The sequence below is a fragment of the Streptomyces sp. NBC_00513 genome (assembly GCF_041431415.1).
Classification (GTDB): Bacteria; Actinomycetota; Actinomycetes; order Streptomycetales; family Streptomycetaceae; genus Streptomyces.
Map to the genome: position 1 here is coordinate 1,357,253 of NZ_CP107845.1, position 18,319 is coordinate 1,375,571.

Annotated in this window: 20 protein-coding genes; 10 read left to right on the forward strand and 10 right to left on the reverse strand. The window is 72.1% G+C overall.

What is annotated here, in order from left to right; translation table 11 throughout:
• Positions 1-33 precede the first annotated feature (33 nt).
• From OHA84_RS06460 to OHA84_RS06470, 3 genes are all read right to left on the reverse strand, one after another.
• Positions 34-819, reverse strand: a complete 786-nt coding sequence (locus OHA84_RS06460; protein WP_053678301.1) for an electron transfer flavoprotein subunit beta/FixA family protein — start codon at positions 817-819, stop codon at positions 34-36.
• A gap of 202 nt (positions 820-1,021) precedes the next feature.
• A complete protein-coding gene (locus OHA84_RS06465; protein WP_053678299.1) occupies positions 1,022-1,558 on the reverse strand; it encodes a flavin reductase family protein in 537 nt (178 codons plus the stop codon).
• A 299-nt stretch (positions 1,559-1,857) separates the two neighbouring features.
• Positions 1,858-2,196 carry a thioredoxin family protein gene (locus OHA84_RS06470; RefSeq protein ID WP_078998870.1) on the reverse strand — a complete coding sequence of 113 codons (339 nt, stop codon included), beginning with the start codon at positions 2,194-2,196 and terminating at the stop codon, positions 1,858-1,860.
• Between the two features lie 219 nt (positions 2,197-2,415).
• On the opposite strand from OHA84_RS06470, the gene OHA84_RS06475 reads away from it, so the two are divergent.
• Entirely contained in the window at positions 2,416-3,138 is a 723-nt protein-coding gene (locus OHA84_RS06475) for a 1-acyl-sn-glycerol-3-phosphate acyltransferase (protein ID WP_053678295.1), read from the forward strand.
• 174 nt (positions 3,139-3,312) lie between these two features.
• On the forward strand, positions 3,313-4,548 hold the full coding sequence (locus tag OHA84_RS06480) for an MFS transporter (protein ID WP_266951855.1): 1,236 nt from the start codon (positions 3,313-3,315) through the stop codon (positions 4,546-4,548).
• Here OHA84_RS06480 and OHA84_RS06485 read toward each other — a convergent pair.
• From OHA84_RS06485 to OHA84_RS06505, 5 genes are all read right to left on the reverse strand, one after another.
• Complete coding sequence (locus OHA84_RS06485) at positions 4,484-5,083, reverse strand: transglutaminase family protein (RefSeq protein WP_053678291.1); 600 nt, start codon at positions 5,081-5,083, stop codon at positions 4,484-4,486. The two genes, OHA84_RS06480 and OHA84_RS06485, sit on opposite strands and share 65 nt — an antisense overlap.
• Positions 5,084-5,174: 91 nt before the next feature.
• On the reverse strand, positions 5,175-6,269 hold the full coding sequence (locus tag OHA84_RS06490) for a low specificity L-threonine aldolase (protein WP_371591328.1): 1,095 nt from the start codon (positions 6,267-6,269) through the stop codon (positions 5,175-5,177).
• Complete coding sequence (locus tag OHA84_RS06495) at positions 6,248-7,018, reverse strand: SDR family NAD(P)-dependent oxidoreductase (RefSeq protein ID WP_053678287.1); 771 nt, start codon at positions 7,016-7,018, stop codon at positions 6,248-6,250. Before OHA84_RS06495 ends, OHA84_RS06490 begins: the two co-directional genes overlap by 22 nt.
• A 26-nt stretch (positions 7,019-7,044) precedes the next feature.
• Complete coding sequence (locus OHA84_RS06500) at positions 7,045-8,451, reverse strand: DUF6421 family protein (protein ID WP_053678284.1); 1,407 nt, start codon at positions 8,449-8,451, stop codon at positions 7,045-7,047.
• A 278-nt stretch (positions 8,452-8,729) separates the two neighbouring features.
• Positions 8,730-9,854, reverse strand: a complete 1,125-nt coding sequence (locus OHA84_RS06505; protein ID WP_266972710.1) for an LLM class flavin-dependent oxidoreductase — start codon at positions 9,852-9,854, stop codon at positions 8,730-8,732.
• 49 nt (positions 9,855-9,903) lie between these two features.
• Between OHA84_RS06505 and OHA84_RS06510 the strand changes: the two genes are divergently transcribed.
• Positions 9,904-10,572, forward strand: a complete 669-nt coding sequence (locus OHA84_RS06510) for a PadR family transcriptional regulator (RefSeq protein WP_053678280.1) — start codon at positions 9,904-9,906, stop codon at positions 10,570-10,572.
• Between the two features lie 236 nt (positions 10,573-10,808).
• Complete coding sequence (locus tag OHA84_RS06515) at positions 10,809-11,501, forward strand: glycerophosphodiester phosphodiesterase family protein (RefSeq protein WP_266972707.1); 693 nt, start codon at positions 10,809-10,811, stop codon at positions 11,499-11,501.
• A 43-nt stretch (positions 11,502-11,544) separates the two neighbouring features.
• Here OHA84_RS06515 and OHA84_RS06520 read toward each other — a convergent pair whose 3' ends face one another.
• Positions 11,545-12,084: a GNAT family N-acetyltransferase gene (locus OHA84_RS06520; RefSeq protein WP_053678276.1), complete on the reverse strand. Its 540-nt coding sequence runs from the start codon at positions 12,082-12,084 to the stop codon at positions 11,545-11,547.
• A 146-nt stretch (positions 12,085-12,230) separates the two neighbouring features.
• On the opposite strand from OHA84_RS06520, the gene OHA84_RS06525 reads away from it, so the two are divergent.
• The 6 genes from OHA84_RS06525 to OHA84_RS06550 all read left to right on the forward strand — a co-directional run bounded on the left by OHA84_RS06525 (position 12,231) and on the right by OHA84_RS06550 (position 16,797).
• Positions 12,231-12,809, forward strand: a complete 579-nt coding sequence (locus OHA84_RS06525; RefSeq protein ID WP_266972705.1) for a DUF5134 domain-containing protein — start codon at positions 12,231-12,233, stop codon at positions 12,807-12,809.
• A 92-nt stretch (positions 12,810-12,901) separates the two neighbouring features.
• A complete protein-coding gene (locus OHA84_RS06530) occupies positions 12,902-13,840 on the forward strand; it encodes a M56 family metallopeptidase (protein WP_053678272.1) in 939 nt (312 codons plus the stop codon).
• A 33-nt stretch (positions 13,841-13,873) separates the two neighbouring features.
• Positions 13,874-14,536, forward strand: coding sequence for a phosphatase PAP2 family protein (locus OHA84_RS06535; protein WP_053678270.1), 663 nt, complete (start codon positions 13,874-13,876; stop codon positions 14,534-14,536).
• Positions 14,537-14,644: 108 nt separating this feature from the next.
• On the forward strand, positions 14,645-15,097 hold the full coding sequence (locus tag OHA84_RS06540) for a hypothetical protein (RefSeq protein ID WP_266972702.1): 453 nt from the start codon (positions 14,645-14,647) through the stop codon (positions 15,095-15,097).
• 140 nt (positions 15,098-15,237) lie between these two features.
• Complete coding sequence (locus OHA84_RS06545; protein ID WP_053678266.1) at positions 15,238-16,050, forward strand: hypothetical protein; 813 nt, start codon at positions 15,238-15,240, stop codon at positions 16,048-16,050.
• 117 nt (positions 16,051-16,167) lie between these two features.
• The gene (locus tag OHA84_RS06550) at positions 16,168-16,797 is read left to right on the forward strand and encodes a TetR/AcrR family transcriptional regulator (protein WP_053678264.1); all 630 of its coding nucleotides are present in this window, start codon (positions 16,168-16,170) and stop codon (positions 16,795-16,797) included.
• A gap of 21 nt (positions 16,798-16,818) precedes the next feature.
• Here the strand turns inward: OHA84_RS06550 and OHA84_RS06555 are convergent, their stop codons facing one another.
• Positions 16,819-18,303: an LVIVD repeat-containing protein gene (locus OHA84_RS06555; RefSeq protein WP_266972699.1), complete on the reverse strand. Its 1,485-nt coding sequence runs from the start codon at positions 18,301-18,303 to the stop codon at positions 16,819-16,821.
• Between the last annotated feature and the right edge of the window lie 16 nt (positions 18,304-18,319).

The window sequence follows — 18,319 nt, forward strand, 5'->3', positions numbered from 1 at the left end:
GAGGTCAGGGGGGTGTCGAGGTGACCGAAGCTCTTAGATGAACTTCTGGCCGGCCAGGAACTCGGCCAGCTGCTTGCCGCCCTCGCCCTCGTCCTTGACGATCGTGCCGGCGGTGCGCTCCGGGCGCTTGGTCGCGGAGTCGACTGCGGTCCAGGCGCCCTCGAGGCCGACCTCTTCGGCCTCCAGGTCCAGGTCCGACAGGTCCCAGGCCTCGACCGGCTTCTTCTTGGCGGCCATGATGCCCTTGAACGACGGGTAGCGGGCCTCGCCCGACTGGTCCGTCACCGAGACGAGCGCGGGGAGGGAGGCCTCCAGCTGCTCGCTCGCGGAGTCGCCGTCGCGGCGGCCCGTCACGGTGCCGTCCTCGACCTTGACCTCGGAGAGCAGGGTGACCTGCGGGACGCCCAGGCGCTCGGCCAGGATCGCCGGGAGGACGCCCATGGCGGCGTCGGTGGACGCCATGCCGGTGATGACCAGGTCGTAGCCGGCCTTCTCGATCGCCTTGGCCAGCACCAGCGAGGTGCCCATGACGTCGGTGCCGTGCAGGTCGTCGTCCTCGACGTGGATGGCCTTGTCGGCGCCCATCGAGAGCGCCTTGCGCAGCGCGTCCTTGGCGTCCTCGGGACCCACGGTCAGGACGGTGATCTCCGCGTCGTCCGCCTCGTCGGCGATCTGCAGCGCCTGCTCCACGGCGTACTCGTCGAGCTCCGACAGCAGACCGTCGACGTCGTCGCGGTCGACGGTCAGGTCATCGGCGAAGTGCCGGTCGCCGGTGGCGTCGGGTACGTACTTCACACAGACAACGATCCTCAGGCTCACGCCGGCTCTCCTACCGCATCGTCTATTTCTGATACCGCCTTGTGCAGGCAGCATAGGCGCCTTGTCGGGCGGATCCCGATCGGGGCGACCCGCGCCCCGACAGGAATGTTACTCGTCAGTACACAGTTGGTGTTCCCTGGTGGCAAGGCCACCGAACTGTGATCTGCCCAACGCCGCCCGAACGGGCGCCGGCAGGGACGATTCAGTCGCGCAACGCGTTGAAGCGACCCTGGTGATACAGCAGGGGACGCGCCTCGCCGGCCGGTCCCGAGGCGGGATCACCGGCCACCGCCTCCGCGATGATCACCCTGTGCTCCCCGGCGGGCACCCGCGCCACCACCCGGCACACCAGCCACGCGAGCACTCCCGAGAGCACCGGGACGCCGTGCGGACCCTCGACCCGCTGCGTGCCCGGACCGAAGCGGTCGGCTCCGCCGCGCGCGAACAGTCCCGCCAACTCCCGCTGGTGCTCGCCGAGTATGTGCACGCCGAGATGCGCGGAGTCCCGTATCACGGGCCAGCTGGAGGACCCCGTTCCGAGAGTGAAGGACAGCAGCGGCGGCTCGGCGGAGACCGAGTTGAGCGAGGTCGCGGTGAAGCCGACCGGCCGGCCGCTCGGGTCGGCGGCGGTGATCACGGCGACCCCCGCGGCGTGTTGCCGGAAGACGGAGCGCAGCAGATCGGGTGAGCCGGGCCGGCCCGTGGTCGAAGAGGGGAACTCAGCCGTCGGGGCTGTCATGGAAGGACTCCTTCTGCCGCGCGGTCGCGGGCACGGTGGGGATCGGGCAGCCGGGGGCGTTCAGCGATCCCAACAGCGCGCGCTCGCGTACCGGACGAGGTCCACGTGTGTCCGTCCGTAAAGCAGGAGTTCGTACCGCATGTCGTCAGCCTGACGATCACCCGTGTACACAGTCAAGCCGCAGCGGCCAGATGTCAGGCGCGTCACTCTGCGTACGGGCGCGCGCACCGGCGCGATCGGGTCCGGCCCCGCCGCGCGCCCGGCCGTCCGGGTGACCCCGAGGCCTCGCGTACGGGGCCTCACACGGCGGCTCCCAGGGCCGCGATCACGTCCGCCTTGCGGGGCATTCCGGCCGCCCGCCGCACGATCCGCCCGGCCGAGTCCAGCACCAGCACCGTCGGGGTCCTGTCGATGCCGAGCGCGCGCACCAGTTCCAGGTTCCGCTCGGCGTCGACCTCGATGTGCGCGACCCCGTCCACCATGGCCGCCACCTCGGCGAGGATCCGCCGCGTCGCCCGGCAGGGCTGGCAGAACGCGCTGGAGAACTGGACCAGGCTGGCCCGCTCTCCCGGCTCCGCGCCGAGCTCCGCGACGCCCAGCCCCGCCGCGTTCCCGTGTCCGCGCACCTCGGCTCCCATCGACACCCGCCCGCTTCCGTTCGTACGCTGATGCGAGCGCCCCGCGGGTGCGCCGCATTCCCCACCGCTTCCCGGCGTGACGAGAATCTCCCCGGGCACAAGCGTCTGGGCTGGCCAGCAGCCCTCGTATGGGGCACGATCCCCATGGTCAGCGTACCTACGCTTCCGTAACTTCCGCCGGGAGCACCTCCCCAGGCAGAAAGGCGGGGTCTCCCCACCATGGCTGAGCTCGTCTACCCTCCCGTGATCGGCGCGGCGCACACGCTGTTCCGCGCGCTGGACATCCGTATCGACATGAAGGGCACCGAGAACATCCCGCGCAAGGGCGGGGCGGTCCTGGTGTCCAACCACATCGGTTACCTGGACTTCATCTTCGCCGGCCTGACGGCGCGGCCCCAGAAGCGCCTGGTGCGTTTCATGGCCAAGGAGTCGGTGTTCCGGCACAAGGTGTCCGGTCCGCTGATGCGGGCGATGAAGCACATCCCGGTGGACCGGGCGCAGGGCGAGGCGGCGTACCAGCACGCGCTCGACTCGCTGCGCGCGGGCGAGATCATCGGGGTCTTCCCCGAGGCGACGATCTCCCAGTCCTTCACCCTGAAGACGTTCAAGTCGGGTGCGGCGCGCATGGCGCAGGAGGCCGGGGTCCCGCTGATCCCGGTGGCGCTGTGGGGCACCCAGCGACTGTGGACCAAGGGCCGCCCGAAGGACCTCAAGCGCAGCCACATCCCGGTGACGATGCGGATCGGCGAGCCGATGGACGCGCCCTCGGACCAGTACGCCGGGGCGATCACGCGCCGGCTGCGCGAGCGCGTGCAGGAGCTGCTGGACGCGGCGCAGCGCGCCTACCCGACCAAGCCGAAGGGCTCCGAGGACTCCTGGTGGCTGCCGGCCCACCTGGGCGGCACGGCGCCCACGCCGGCGCAGGTCAAGGAAGCCGGCTGAGCCGTCCGTCCGACGGATGGTTCACGTAGGCGGGCCGGGTGGCCGACCCGGGGTGGGTGCCGCGTCGGCGCCTTCCCCCGCCGCCGCCGGCCCGCTCGGCGTGGTGCGGTGCGTGGCCGGGCGGCCCGCCGAGCGCGCCCGATTCGCGTCACGCGATCCGGAGGGGGTTCCCGCATGAGCGGGTTCGGGCGGTACCTGGCCGCGGCGCTCGCCGCGCGGTTCGCCTCCGAGGGCATGGGCATGGCCGTGGTGCTGTTGGCTCTGGAGCGCACCGGGGACGCGGCGTTCGGTGCCTTCGTCCTGACCGCCTGGTTGGCCCCGCACGTGCTGGCGGCCCCGCTCGCCGGGGCCGCCGCCGCGCGGGCGCGCAGCCCCCGGCTGTTCCACGTGGGCTGTCTGGCGGGGTTCACGGCCGCGGTGGCCGCCCTGGCCCTGCTGTTGGGCCGCGCGCCGGCGCCGGCGGTGTTCGCGGTGGCGGCGCTCGGGGGCGCCTGCGGGCCGATGGTGACGGGCGGACTGTCCAGCCTGGTCGCGGGGTTGTGGCCGCCCGGCCCGGGCCGCGACCGGGCGTACGGCTGGGACGCCTCCACGTACAACGCGGCCGGGGTGACCGCTCCGGCGGCGATCAGCCTGGTCGCGGCGACGGGTTCGGCGGCCTCCGCGATGGCACTGCCGGCGGCGGCCGGCGCGCTGGCGACGGTGCTGGCGGCGACGCTTCCGTACGGAACCCCGGGCGCGGGCCGGCCGCCGGGCGGACCCCGGGTCGGGGTGGGCGGCGGTCTGGCGGCGCTCTGGCGGGTCCGGGAGCTGCGGGCCATCACCTCGGCGACGACCCTGGCGTTCGTCGGCATCGGCTCGCTGACCACCACCTCGGTGCTGTTCGCGGCCGATCTGGGGAACCCGGGAGCGGGCGGGGTGCTGATGACCGCCTTCGCGGTGGGGGCGCTGGGCGGCTCCCTGACGCTGGGTCGGATCACGGCAGTGGCTCCGGGCCGGCTGGCCTGCGGGGCGTTGGCGGGGACGGGACTGGCTCTGGCGGGTGCCGCGTTCGCCCCTTCCGTCGCGTGGGCGGCGGTGGCGTTCGCGGTGGCCGGGGTGTGTGACGGTCCCCTGCTGACGGCCACGCTGCGGATCCGCTCGGACCACGCGCCCGACGGGGTCCGGACCCAGGTGTTCACGCTCGGGGCGGGGCTCAAGCTGACGGCCGCGTCGGCGGGCGCCGCCCTGGTGGGGTTCGCCGCCGACGCACCGCCGTGGACACTGCTGCTCGGGATCGCCGGGCTCCAGGCGGCCGCCGCGCTGCTGTACGCCGCGCAGGTGCGTGGCCCCGTACCGCCGGCGGCCGTCACAGCGCCGTCGGCAGCCTCCGCCACAGCTCCGACCGGTCCGCCGACTCCCGGAGGGCCGTGAGCGGGGCGGGGTGGGGGGCCGCGTACAGCCCCGGGTAGTCGACTTCGCCGAGTTCGGGGCGGACGGTGAAGGCGAGCCGCTCGTGGTCGAGGGTGAACCGGGCGTCCACGCCCGGCTTGTTGCCGCGCGGGTCCACCCGGGCCCAGTGGGCGCTGCCGGGCAGGCGCAGGGCGACGAGGCCGTGGATCAGCGGGCCGGAGCCGTCGTCCTCGGTCAGACGCTGGTAGCAGAGGGCCGCCGGGATGCCCCGGGCGCGCAACAGCGCGGCGAGGGCGTGGGACTTGGCGTGACAGATGCCGGTCCGCGCGGCGAGCACATCGGAGGCGCGCCAGGTCACGCGGTCGTCGCCGGCGTCGGCGGAGTGCGTGACGGTGTCGCGGACGAACTCGTAGGCCACGGCGGCGTAGGCGTACGGGTCGCCGCCCGTGGCGGTCCAGAGCGCGTCGGCGGTCTCGGCGACGAGGGGATGGCCGTGGTCCACCGCCTCGTCGGCCGCGAGATAGGCGGGGTCGGGTTGCTCCTGGATCATTTCCATGATCCAGGAGCATACCTATGCATGCTTTGGCATGCCTATCGCATTATGGGTGTCGAGTCGGCGGCCCCACCGGGCGTCGGACGGGCGGGCCCTACCGGGCCAGCTCCTCCTTCAGCGCCTGGAGGAAGGCGTCGACGTCCTCCTCCTGGGTGTCGTAGCTGCACATCCAGCGCACGTCGCCGGCGATCTCGTCCCAGAAGTAGAAGCGGAACCGCTCCTGGAGCCGGCGCGTCGCCGCGTGCGGCAGTCGCGCGAACACCGCGTTGGCCTGCACCGGGTAGAGGATCTCGACCCCGTCGGTCTCCCGGACACCGGCCGCCAGCCGCTGCGCCATCGCGTTGGCGTGCCGGGCGTTGCGCAGCCACAGGTCCTTGGCGAGCAGGGCCTCCAACTGCACCGACACGAAGCGCATCTTGGACGCGAGTTGCATCGACATCTTGCGGATGTGCTTCATCTGCCGGACCGCGTCGGGGTTCAGCACGACGACCGCCTCGCCGAACATCATCCCGTTCTTGGTCCCGCCGTACGACAGGACGTCCACGCCGGCCGCGTTGGTGAAGGCACGCATCGGCACGTCGAGCGAGGCGGCGGCGTTCGCTATCCGCGCGCCGTCCAGGTGCACCTTCATGCCCATGCCGTGCGCGTGCTCGCAGATGGCCCGGATCTCGTCGACCGTGTAGACGGTGCCGAGTTCCGTGTTCTGGGTGATCGAGACGACCTGCGGCATCGCGCGGTGCTCGTCCTCCCAGCCCCAGGCCTGCCGGTCGATCAGCTCGGGGGTGAGCTTGCCGTCCGGAGTGGGGACGGTGAGCAGCTTGAGCCCGGCCATCCGCTCGGGCGCGCCGCCCTCGTCCACGTTGATGTGCGCCGACTCGGCGCAGACCACGGCGCCCCAGCGGTCGGTCAGGGCCTGGAGGGCCGTGACGTTCGCACCGGTGCCGTTGAAGACCGGGTAAGCCTGCGCGTACGGGCCGAAGTGGCTGCGGAAGATCTTCTGCAGATGTTCGGTGTACTCGTCGTCGCCGTAGGAGACCTGGTGGCCTCCGTTGGCCAACGCGATGGCCTCCAGGATCTCCGGATGCGCCCCCGCGTAGTTGTCGCTGGCGAATCCGCGCACCGCCGGATCGTGGTGGCGGTGCGCATCGGTCTTCCCGCTCGCGGTTCTCACGGTTGCGGAGTGAGCCACAGACGCTGTCCGTTCACATCGGGTGCGGGCCGCTCCCAGACGCCGGCGATGGCCTCGGCCAGCTCCTTGACGTCGGTGAAGCCCGCGAACTTCGCAGTGGGACGCTCGGCGCGCATCGCGTCGTGCACCAATGCCTTGATGACCAGGATCGCAGCCGCGGCGTTCGGGCCGTCCTCGCCCCCCGCCTTGCGGAAGGAGTCCGCCATGGCGAGCGTCCAGGCCTCGGCCGCCGCCTTGCCCGCGTTGTACGCGGCGTTGTTGGCGACCGGCTTGTGCGCGCCGGACTGGCTGATCAGGACGTAGCGCCCCCGATCGCTGCGCAGCAGGCCGTCGTGGAAGGCGAGCGAGGTGTGCTGGACGGTGCGGATCAGGAGCTTCTCCAGGAAGGCCCAGTCCGCCAGGTCGGCGTCGGTGAAGGTCTTGCTGCCGCGCCAGCCGCCGACGAGGTGGACGAGGCCGTCGACCCGGCCGAACTCCTTCTCGGTCCGCTCGGCCCAGGCCTTGGTGGCCTCCAGGTCGAGGAGGTCCACGGTGTCGCCGACGACGGTGGCGCCGCCGTGTGCGTAGCGGGCCGCGTCCACGGCCTCCGCGAGGCGCGTCGGGTCGGCGTCGGCCGCGACGACCACCGCGCCCGCCTCGGCGAGGCGGAGCAGGGCGGCCTGGCCCGCGGGCCCACCGGCCCCGGCCACCGCGATCACCGCTCCGTGCAGCTTCCCGTCACCGTTGCCGGTGTTACCGGAGCCGTTCATCTGTGCAGCCTCCTGTGGGCGAGAGCTCACGCGGCGGCCTGCTCGGCCGTCTCGGCGTTCAGGGCGGTGATGCCCTTCGTGGAGGCGATCACACCCTTGAGCTTCTTGGCGAGGGCCTCATAGAACATGCTCAGGGGAAACTCGTCCGGAAGCACGTCGTCGACGAGCTTGCGCGGAGGCAGGGTGAGGTCGAGGGCGTCGGGGCCCTTCGCCCACTTGGAGCCCGGGTGCGGGGCGAGGTAGGTGGAGACCAGCTCGTAGGCCTTGAACCAGTGGACGAGCTTCGGGCGGTCGATGCCGGCCCGGTAGAGGTCCTCGATCTCGGCGCACAGCTGGTTGGTGACCTGCGGGGCGCGCATCCAGTCGATCTTCAGCTTGTTGTCCGTCCAGCGCACGACGTCGTGCTTGTGGAGGTACGCGAAGAGCAGCTGGCCGCCGAGGCCGTCGTAGTTGCGGTTGCGGTCGCCGGAGACCGGGAAGCGGAACATCCGGTCGAAGAGGACGGCGTACTGCACGTCACGGCCGTGCTCGTTGCCCTCGGACTCCAGCTTCACGGCCTCCTTGAAGGCGGTGAGGTCGCAGCGCAGCTCCTCGAGGCCGTACATCCAGAACGGCTGGCGCTGCTTGATCATGAAGGGGTCGAACGGCAGGTCGCCGTGGCTGTGGGTGCGGTCGTGGACCATGTCCCACAGCACGAAGGCCTTCTCGCAGCGGTGCTGGTCCTCGACCATGGCGGCGATGTCCTCGGGCAGCTCGATGCCCAGGATGTCCACGGCCGCCTCGGTGACCCGGCGGTAGCGCGCGGCCTCGCGGTCACAGAAGATGCCGCCCCAGGTGAAGCGCTCGGGGGCCTCGCGCACGGCGATGGTCTCCGGGAAGAGCACGGCGGAGTGGGTGTCGTAGCCCGGGGTGAAGTCCTCGAAGGTGATGCCGAGGAAGAGCGGGTTGTCGTACCGGGTGCGCTCCAGCTCGGCGAGCCACTCGGGCCACACCATCTTCAGCACGACGGCCTCGAAGTTGCGGTCCAGGTTGCCGTTCTGCGTGTACATCGGGAAGACGACGAGGTGCTGGAGGCCGTCGGCGCGCCCGGAGGCCGGGTGAAAGGCCAGCAGGGAGTCGAGGAAGTCCGGCACGCGGAAGTCGTCCGCGACCCACTTGCGCAGGTCCGCGACGAGCGCGGCGTGGTACTCGGTGGCGTGCGGCAGCAGCGGGGACAGCGCGAGCACGGCGTCCGCGACGCGCTCCACGACGGCCTCGACCTCGACGCGCGCGGGGGCTCCCTCGGCCTCGAAGTCGATCGAGCCGTCGGCCGACTGCCAGGGGCGGATCTCCTCCACGGCGGCCTTGAGCGCGAGCCACGCGGGCTGGTCCACTACCCGCGTTTCCGCGGTTGTCACGGCACCGCCGACGCCCGGCACAAGAGTTTCCGTCATGTCACTTCCTCCACAGGAGAACCTCACGTCAAGACAGCGTATGCATGTGAGGCTCTCCCACTCAAGAGAGAACTCGGGAAATTATCCTGCCTCACCCCCCGCTTCGCCGAAATTCTTCCCGTCCTTCACGGTGGAAGCCAAGCCTCCGGTCTTCCCTCCCCATACCCCGCGGACCTGCGAGAACGCCTTCGGGACCGCTCCGGGCACCGAAGGCGCGCCGGCTCGGGACGTCGAGGACCGAGGGCGGCGGGCCCGCTCCCGACCTCCCGTGATCCTGCTCACTCGGCGCCGCGGAAGTGCGGGATGACGCGCTCTCCCCACTGGCGCAGCGTCTCCAGGCAGGCCTCCTGGGGCACCGTGCCCATCTGGATCAGGCACATCACCTCGTCCGCGCCGGCCGCCCGGAGCCGCTCCACGTGGGCGATGGCGTCGTCGGCGCTCCCGTAGGCGTGATCGGCGTTGAACGTGGCCGTGGCGGTGGGCCGCACCGGGATGTCCTGCTCGTGCAGTCGGGCCACGACCTGCTCGGCGGCCCTGCGCATCTCGGCCGGCTCGTCGGCGCCCGCCACCACCGCCTCGTCCGGGACGCCCGCCCCTCCGTACCAGTGGCCGATCGACTGGGCGAAGAAGCGCTGCCCCCGGACGCCGATCCGGCGGGCCTCGGCCGGGTCGTCGAGCACGATCGTCGGACAGAGCACGGAGAAGTGGTCGTTGACGGCGGTCGACACGAAGCGCGACCCGTCCCGCCCGACGATCGCCCCGTCGTACACGGCGCGCATCCGCGCGATCGACTCCGGACCCGCGAAGCCCATCACCAAAGCCCCGATCCCCAGCTCGGCCGCCTGTACGAGGGTCTCCGCGCGACTGCACGCCAGGAAGAGCGGCGGGTGCGGGGTCTGGGTCGGTCGGGGCAGGATCGGGTGCGGGCCGATGTCCAGCAGTTCGCCGCGGTACTCCAGCTCCTCCTCCTGCCAGGCCCTGCCGATGATCCGCAGCGCCTCCTCCACCTCGGCGGTGGTCCGGTCCTTGTCCACCCCGCACAGGGAGGTCTCCTGCGTGGTGCCGCCCCGCCCGGCCCCCAGGTCGAGCCGGCCGCCGGACAGCAGGTCGAGCATGGCGGCGCGCTCCGCGACCCGGACCGGATGGTTGAAGTTGAAGGGCATGCACACGACGCCGTGCCCGATGCGTATGGTGTCGGTCCGGGCCGCGACCCAGGTGAGGAAGATCTCCGGGGCCGACATGTGTGCGTACCACTTCAACGAGTGGTGCTCGACGGCCCAGATCCGGTCGAATCCCATGCGTTCGGCGAGTACGGCCTGCTCGACGCAGTCGCGGATGACCTGGTGTTCCCGTTCCGCGGTCGGATCGGCCAGCTGAGCTTCGAAGATCACGGAGAATTTCACGATGCCTCCAGAGTTGCGTCCCGTGCCCGGCCTTGCTTCGATTCGGAATATGACTAGTAGTAATAAGTCGAGGAAGCAAGACCTCCCGCAGGTCCTTCCGCCGACCGCGTGGGCGGTTCTCGGCCTGCTGTCCTTCCCCGGGGAACGCACGGGCTACGAGCTGAAGAAGTGGGCGGACTCCTCACTGCGGTTCTTCTACTGGTCGCCGGCGATCAGCCAGATCTACGCCGAACTGCGCCGCCTGGAGGAACTGGGGTACGCGGCCTCCGTCCGCTCGGGCCCCGAGGAAGTGCGGACCAAGCGGCGCTACGCCATCACCGACGCGGGCCGCACTGCCCTGGCCGGGTGGGCCTCGGACACCGCCGAGGCCGGGCCCCCGGTCCTCAAGCACGGGCTGCTGCTGCGGATCTGGCTCGGACACCTGGCCGAACCGGCGCTGCTGCGCGCGATGGTGGAGGACCATCTGGAACGGACCCGGGGCGAACTGGCCGCCGTTCGGGAGGCCGTGGAACACGCGGGCGGGGTGAGCGAGTGGGCCTTCCCCACCCTCGCGCTGCGTTGGAGCGAGCGGCAGCACCTGGCCGAGCTGGAGCTGGCCGAGGCCCTGCTGGCCGACCTGGCCGAGGTCGAGGCGGTCGCCGCCCCGCGGGCCGAGACCGCTCCCGGCGCCGGAGCGAGCACCGCCGGAACCGAGGGCGGACCCGGCGCCGGGGCCTGAGTCACGGACGCCGGCGTACGTCCGTCAAGCCGATGGGGACGCGCCCACGCCCGGGTGACACGGGGACGGCCCGGCGGGCCGTACGAGCCCGACGGGAAAAGGCCGGCACGCTCCCGCGCGTCCCGCACGGGCGGTCCCATCGCACGGTCGGCGCACTAGCATGCGCCTCACCGCGCGCGGCCGGTCGGGACACCGCGACCGTGCGGGGAGCCGCCGTCGACGGAAGCGAGAGAACCTTGACTTTCCTCACCATCGGTCATCGCGGGGTCATGGGCGTCGAACCGGAGAACACGCTGCGGTCGTTCGCCCGCGCGCAGCGATCCGGCATGGACGTCATCGCCCTGGATGTACGCCTGAGCAAGGACGGCGCCCTCGTCGTACTGCACGACGAGGAGGTGGACCGCACCACCGACGGAGCCGGCCCCGTCGCCGAACTCACCTTGGCCGAACTGCGCACGCTGGACGCCGGGCAGGGCGAACGGGTGCCGGTCCTGGACGAGGTGGCGGACGCGGTGGAGGTACCGCTCCAGGTCTGCGTCCAGGACCCGGCCACCGCCGAGGCGCTCGCCCGGTGGATCCTGCGCCGCGACCTGACCTCGCGGGTCGAGGTCGCCTCGTACGACGACGCGGTGCTCGCGGAGGTCACCCGGCTGGTGCCCGGCGTGCGCGGCTGCCTCTACGCCGACCGGCACGAGGCGCAGCGCAGGGTCATCGAGGACCGGGCGCCGGCAGCGGGCGCCGAGACCGTCGCCCTGGAGATCCACCGACTCAACCTGGCGCTCGTGGAGTCGCTCCACGCGGAGGGGCTGCGGGTGACCGGGCGGACCGTCAACACCCTGGAGCACCTGCGGCTGGCGCGCGCCCTCCAACTGGACGGCGTGATCACGGACTTCCCGGAGATCCGCAGCACCGGCCGCTTCACCGCCTGACCAGTCGCGTCGAGCGCCGGGACCCGGCCAACCGCAGGGCGCGCTACAGCGACTTGACCAGCAGCTCGAAGGCCAGGTCCTCACGGCGCGGCTTGCCGAAGCGCTCGTCGCCGTACGGGAAGGGGCTCAGCTCGCCGGTGCGCGCGTAGCCGCGGCGCACGTAGTAGGCGATGAGCTCCTCCCGTACGTTGATCACCGTCATCCGCATCTCCTTGACGTCCCACTGCTCGCGGGCGCGGCGCTCCGCCTCGGCCAGGATCTCCTTGCCGAGGCCGCCGCCCTGAAGGCCGGGGCGGACGGCGAACATCCCGAAGTAGGCGTGGTCGCCGCGGTGCGCGAGGTGACAGCAGGCGACGATCTCGCCCGCGCGTTCGACGACGAGGAGCACGCTGTCCGGGCCGCCGATGACCTGGCGGACACCGTTCTCGTCGGTGCGCTGTCCGTCGAGGTGGTCCGCCTCCGTGGTCCAGCCGCCGCGGCTGGCGTCCCCGCGGTAGGCCGACTCGACGAGCGCCACGAGTTCCGGCACGTCGGCCTCGACGGCGCTGCGATAACTCAGTTCGGTGGGGTGGGCGGTCGACATCGACGGCTCCGTTCTTCCTCTGGGCACATGCCGCGCCTGGCACGGTATGGAGAGCCTAACCCGGGCCGGCGTGCGGACCTGCGGACAGGGGCATCTCTTCCGGTGAAGCCGACGAACCGGGGGGTTCCGCCGTGCACGGATCCGCGATGTCCTCCATCTCCTCCGTCCTTTCCGCCTGGCTGCTCGTGCTGCTGTGCGCCGTGAGCGGGACCTACTGTCTGCTGCGCGCGAGCAGAGCCGGCGGGGAGGGCCGCGGGCCGGCGGCGGGCGAGGCCGTGATGGGACTCGGGATGGCCGTGATGGCCGTACCGCCGGGGACCGGGGCGTGGGGCGCGCGGATCCTGCTGGGCGCGTTCTGCGGCGCCGCCCTGCACGCGCTGTGGCTGCTGCGCGACGGCGCCCACCACACGCACCACCTGGTGGGCTCCCTGGCGATGGCCTACATGGCCTACCAGGGCCTGGCGATGACAGCCGGACACGGGCACGGCCCGGCGGTCGGGGCGGCGCGCGGGATGCCGCTGGTGACCGGGGTGCTGCTCGTCTACTTCACGGGGTACGTGCTGCTCGCGGGGGCCCGGCTGATGGCCGGCGGGGGCGGGCGGCCCGTGGTGTCCGCGGCGGGCGGGCAGTCCCTCGCGTCGGCCGTCGGCGGGACCGGCGAACTGACCCGGGCCTGTCGACTCGCCATGGGCATCGGCATGTTGGCGATGCTGCCGGGCATGTGAGGTCCCGGGCGGGCCGCACCGGCACGTGTCCTGCGTCACCAATGCGCCGAGGCGATACCCGGGGGAGGTCTCGCGCTCATAGGCTGGCGACCATGATGGTCCCCGCCGCCCTTCTGCTGCTCGGCGCACTGACCGCTGTGCTCGCTCCCCGTCTGCTGGCCCGGGCCCGATGGCCCGACCGCGAGCCGGTCGTCGCGCTGTGGGTGTGGCAGTGCGTGGTGGGCGCGGTGCTCCTGTGCCTGGCGCTGTCGATGGTCTTGAGCGCGGCGGCCGCCTGGCCGGCGGTCCGGGGCCGGCTCTTCGCGTCCGCGCCGCACGGGGTGGCCGACGCGTACGCGCTGGGTACGGCGGGCGGGCCCTGGGCCATCGGCACCGCGCTGGTCCTCGCGGGCGGCGGACTGTGGACGGGCGCGATGCTGACGCGCGAGGTGCTGCGGGCGCGGGCCCGACGGCGCGTGGGGGCGGCCGAACTCCGGGACCGGGCCCCGCTGTTGCCCGGCGAGGACCCCGCGGCGGCGCGCCTCGTCGTCCTGGAGGGTTCCCGGCCCGAGGCGTGGTGGCAGCCGGGGGCGGTCCCGCGCCTGGTGGTCAGCACCGCGGCGTTGGGGCGGCTCAAGGGCAGCCAGCTGGACGCGGTGCTGGCGCACGAACAGGGTCACGTGGCGGCCCGGCACGACTGGTTGTTGCACTGCTCGCGGGCGCTCGCCCAGGGGTTCCCGCAGATCCCGGTGTTCGCGGCGTTCGAGGCCGAGATGCACCGGTTGGTGGAGCTCGCCGCCGATGACGTGGCCTCGCGGCGCTTCGGGCGGCTGACGATCGCGCTCGCCCTGGTGGGGCTCAACGAGGACCGCGGTGTCTTCGGCCCCTGCCCCACCCCGCAGGCCCACGTACCGCAGCGGGTGCGGCGCCTGCTGTCGGCGGCGCCCCGCCTGTCACCGGTCCGTCGGCTGCGTCTGACGGCCCTGGCGACCCTGGTCCCGGCGGTGCCGCTGCTGGTCGCGTTCGTACCGGGCCTCAGCGCGCTGACGTAGGGCCCCGGTCGCGAGCGGTGCGAGGATCTCCGCATGCGGAATGACCTCGTACGGATTGCCGGGATCTCCTGCGCGCTGCTCGCCGCCGTTCTGACGGTGCTCGTGGTGAGACGGTGGGACCCGCTGATCTCCTTCGACGACGGGGTCGCCCGGGACCTGCACGCGCACGCCGTCACGCACCCCGGGGTCACCCACCTGGCGCGGGTGCTCTCCGACTGGGTCTGGGACCCGTGGACCATGCGCGCCCTGGCCGCGGCCGCCTGCCTCCTGTTGTGGTGGCGGGGTGACCGCAACCGCGCGATGCGGGTCGCGGTCGCCGCCCTCGTGGCCTCGGTGGTGCAGCAGGGGTTGAAGGCGCTGGTGGGTCGGGAGCGGCCGGAGTGGCCGGACCCGGTGGACTCGGCCCACTTCGCCGCGTATCCGTCCGGGCACGCGATGACGGCGACCGTGGTGTGCGGAACGCTGCTCTGGCTGCTGCCCGAGCAGACCCCGAGGACGAAGGCGGCCGCCGCGTGGACCCTCGCCGTCGTCTCGGTCGTCGGGGTCGGCCTCACCCGGCTCTACCTCGGCGTCCACTGGTTCTCGGACGTGCTCGCCGGCTGGCTGCTGGGCGTGGCCCTGGTCGCGCTCGTGACGCTGTGGCGGCCCCGCTCCGGGCGACCCCCCGCGTCGCCCGGAGCACCCGGCCCCGCCTGAGGGATCGCGATCCCGTCGGTCGGGCGACGGCTCCTGCGGCCAGGATGCGCGCGTCCGGCGCGCCACGCCGGTCGGGGTCCTCGGCGGGTCCTGTGGCAGGCTCTGATCATGGACGCACCCTCGCGCGGCGCCTGGTCGCGCGCCGGAATCAGCCGTGACGGCGGACCGCTGCGGGAGACCGACACCGTCGTGTGGCTCCAGAGCGGCAGGTTCTACGCGGACAGTCGCGGTTTCGCCGGCACCACCTCCTACGAGGGCGGGCAGGTCACCTTCCACCACGAGGTGGGCGTCCCCGGGCACGACGTGGGAACCCTGCGCCGGGAGGGGGCGGGCCTGGTGGAGACCGGCACGAACCTCGACGGGAGCACCTTCCTGGAGGTCTGGATCCCCCTGGGCGACGGGGCCGACGAGGGGGGCGACGCCGCCGGGGCGGCCGGGGGGACGCGCGGGGACGAGGGGTCGTGGCGCGTCGGCGGCACCCAGACGGTCCGGGTGGGGGCGCACGTCGTGCACGTGGACGGGGCCGGGGTCGGCGCGCACTTCCGGCTGCCGCCCCACTGATCCGTTCGGCCCGCGACCCGACCGGCCTGGTCCCGTTCGCGGAGGCCCCGCTCCCCGCGTCGAACGCGACGGTCCGGCGTACGTTGGAACGTGAGGCAGGAACCTGAGGCAGGGTGCGGGCGGCAGGAAGGCCGGAGCCCATGGCAAGAGCGACCCATTCCCCCGTCGCCGGCAAGGTGGCCGGCATCCTGAACAGTCCCTTCGTCGGCATCTCCCCCTGGATCGCGTTCTCCCTGCTGGTGGGGCCGGGGCGGTTCGAATGGGCGGTGGCGCTGGCCCTGGTGATCTCGCTGACCCTCGTGGTGGGGGGCCGACTGGTCGACCGCGGCTCGTCGTGGAAGCTTCTGGAACTGTCCGACCTGGTGTTCTTCGGGGTCCTGAGCATCGTGGGCCTCACGGCGAGTCCGGGCACCCTGCGGTGGCTGGAAACGTACGCCGGCGAGGTCTCCAACATCGCCCTGGTGGTCATCGCGTTCGGGTCCATGGCCGTGCGGATGCCCTTCACCCTCCAGTACGCCCGTGAGCGCGTGGACCCCTCGCTCTGGAAGACGCCCGCCTTCCTGCGGACCAATTACGCGATCACCGGGGTCTGGGGGCTCGCCTTCCTGGTGGCCGCCGTCGCGGGCGCCTTCGGCGACCTGGTGCTGCGCAACCCGAACAACATCTGGACGGGCTGGATCATCCAGATCCTGGCGATCGTGGCGGCCCTGCGCTTCACCGAGTGGTACCCCGACGTCGCGCGCGCCAAGGCCCGCGGCCTGCCCGCACCGCCGGTCTCCAGACTGCTGCTCCCGCTGGCCGGGCTGCTGATCCCGGTGGGGATCGCCGTGCTGATCTTCGACAACACGTGGTGGCTCGGCGTCGGCCTGATCGTCGTCGGCGGTTTGACCACCCGACTGCTGCGCCGACAGGAGGAGCCGGCCGGCTCGCCTGATCAACAGGTGCCCGGCTGAATCGTTTCAGCAGACCGCCGGATCCTGCCTGCTCTGGGCGATCCCCCGCGTCGCCCAGAGCAGACGATCTCGTGCGCTGAGTATATTGGCTCGCAGCCAGTCAACGCAGGAGTAAGCATGTCCCCGCGCAGCGCATCGGTCAATGAAGAATTGCGTAGACGTTCCCGGGAGCGGCTGCTGCAGGCCACGGTCGAACTCGTCGCCGAGCGCGGCTACGAGGCCACGACCCTCGGCGACATCGCGGACCGCGCGGGCGCGGCCCGCGGCCTGGTCTCGTACTACTTCCCCGGCAAGCGACAGTTGCTCCAGTCGGCCGTGCACCGTCTGATGCACCTGACCTTGGAAGCGGCCCTGGAACGGGATCCTCCGGCGGATGACGGCCGCGAGCGGCTGGCCCGGGCGATCGACGCGATCCTGGGCCTCGCCCGGGACCGGCCGCGGCTGATGCGGACCCACATGGCGGGCATCCTCCAGGCGGAGGGGTTCGTCCAGTGCGTCGAACAACAACGGCTCGCGGAGCTGCTGCGGGACACGGTCGCCCGCTACGGGTCGGCGGACGTGGACACCGACTACCCGCTGCTGCGGGCCCTGCTGATGGGCGCGGTGGTGGCGGTGCTGCTGCCGGGAGCGCCGATGCCGCAGACCCGGCTGCGGGCCGAGCTGTTCCAGCGGTACGCGTTGGACTGGGAGATGGGCGACCCGCCGGACGGCGGGCCGCCCGGCGGATCGTTCCCCTCGGCACGGTGAGTGCCCTGTCGTCGGGCGGGGTCAGTGGTACTCGGGTTGCGTCTGCACGTTGAGGCCGTCCATCCGCACCCACTTGGCGCTGTCGGTGCGCCGGTCGTCGAGCCGCAGCACGTCGAGGCCCTTGACGATGTCGTTCGAGTAGATGTGTCCGTTGTAGTAGTACGCCGACCAGGAACCGCCGAGGCCGAGCGTGTCGGTGGTCAGGGGGCCGCGCTCGAAGTACGCGATCTCCCTGGGCCGGGTGGAGTCGGTGAAGTCCCACACCGAGATCCCGCCCTGGTACCAGGCCTGCACCATGACGTCGCGACCGCCGCCGACCGGGATCAGCGAGCCGTTGTGGGCCACGCAGTTCTCGGTGTCGGCCTGGAGCCGCGGGATCTTGAAGTAGCTCTTGAAGACGAGCTTGCGCTGGTCCCCGCGCCCGGTGATGTCGTAGATCCCGTCCGCGCCCCGGTCGGGGCCGGTGGCCTCGTTGCAGGTGGCGCCGCTGCCGCCGCCCAATTCGTCGGTGAACACGACCTTGTTCGCGCGCTCGTTGAAGGTCGCGGAGTGCCAGAACGCGAAGTTCACGTTGTCCTGGACCCGGTCGATGACCCGCGGCTGCTCGGGCTTGCTGATGTCGAAGAGGATGCCGTCGCCCATGCAGGCGCCGGCGGCGAGGTTCTTCGAGGGGAGCACGGTGATGTCGTGGCAGCCGGTGGTCTTGGAGACGCCGGGGTTGGCGGGCGCTCCCGGGTTCCCGCCGTCCGGGAAGAGGACGGGGAAGGCGACGACCGAGGCCGTCGTCGGGGCCTTCTTCGGGACCTTGACGACGGAGATGCCGTCGTGCGGCGGCTTGCAGTCGGGGAAGGCCTCGTTCGGCGAGTACGAGGAGACGTAGAGGTAGATGTCACGGCCGCCCGGGACCAGGGTGTGGGTGTGCGAGCCGCAGGCGGTCTCCACCGACTTGATGTACTTGGGGTTCTTCTTGTCCTTGATGTCGAAGATCTTGATGCCCTCCCACGAGGACTTCTCCGTGGCGGGCTGCGAGACGCTGTTGCAGGAGTCGTCGCTGCGCGAGGAGTCGGTGGAGAGGAACAGCAGGTCGCCGGAGACCGATACGTCGTTCTGCCCGCCGGGGCACAGGACCGTGGTGACGGTCTTGGGCGCCTTCGGGTTGCCGATGTCGTAGATGGTGAAGCCGTCGTAACTGCCCGCGTAGGCGTACCTGCCCTGGAAGGCCAGGTCCGAGTTGATGCCCTGGGGGTTGGCGCTGGGGATGTTGGCGAGGGGCGTGATGTTGCGGCTGTGCACGATCTCGTCCTGACCGGGGATCTCCCCGGGGGCGAGTTCGCGGCCTTGGGCGGGTGCGGCGTTCCGCGCGGATCCGACGCCGGGTAACGCGTCGCCCGGGTCGGGGCTGGCGACCGCCGGTCCGGCGGTGGCCAGGAGCGTGGAGAGCAGCCCGGCGGCCACGAGGGCCACCGCCGGACTCCTGCGTGGCGCTCTGACGGTGTGCGAGGTCACTGTGCCTCCCGTGGGG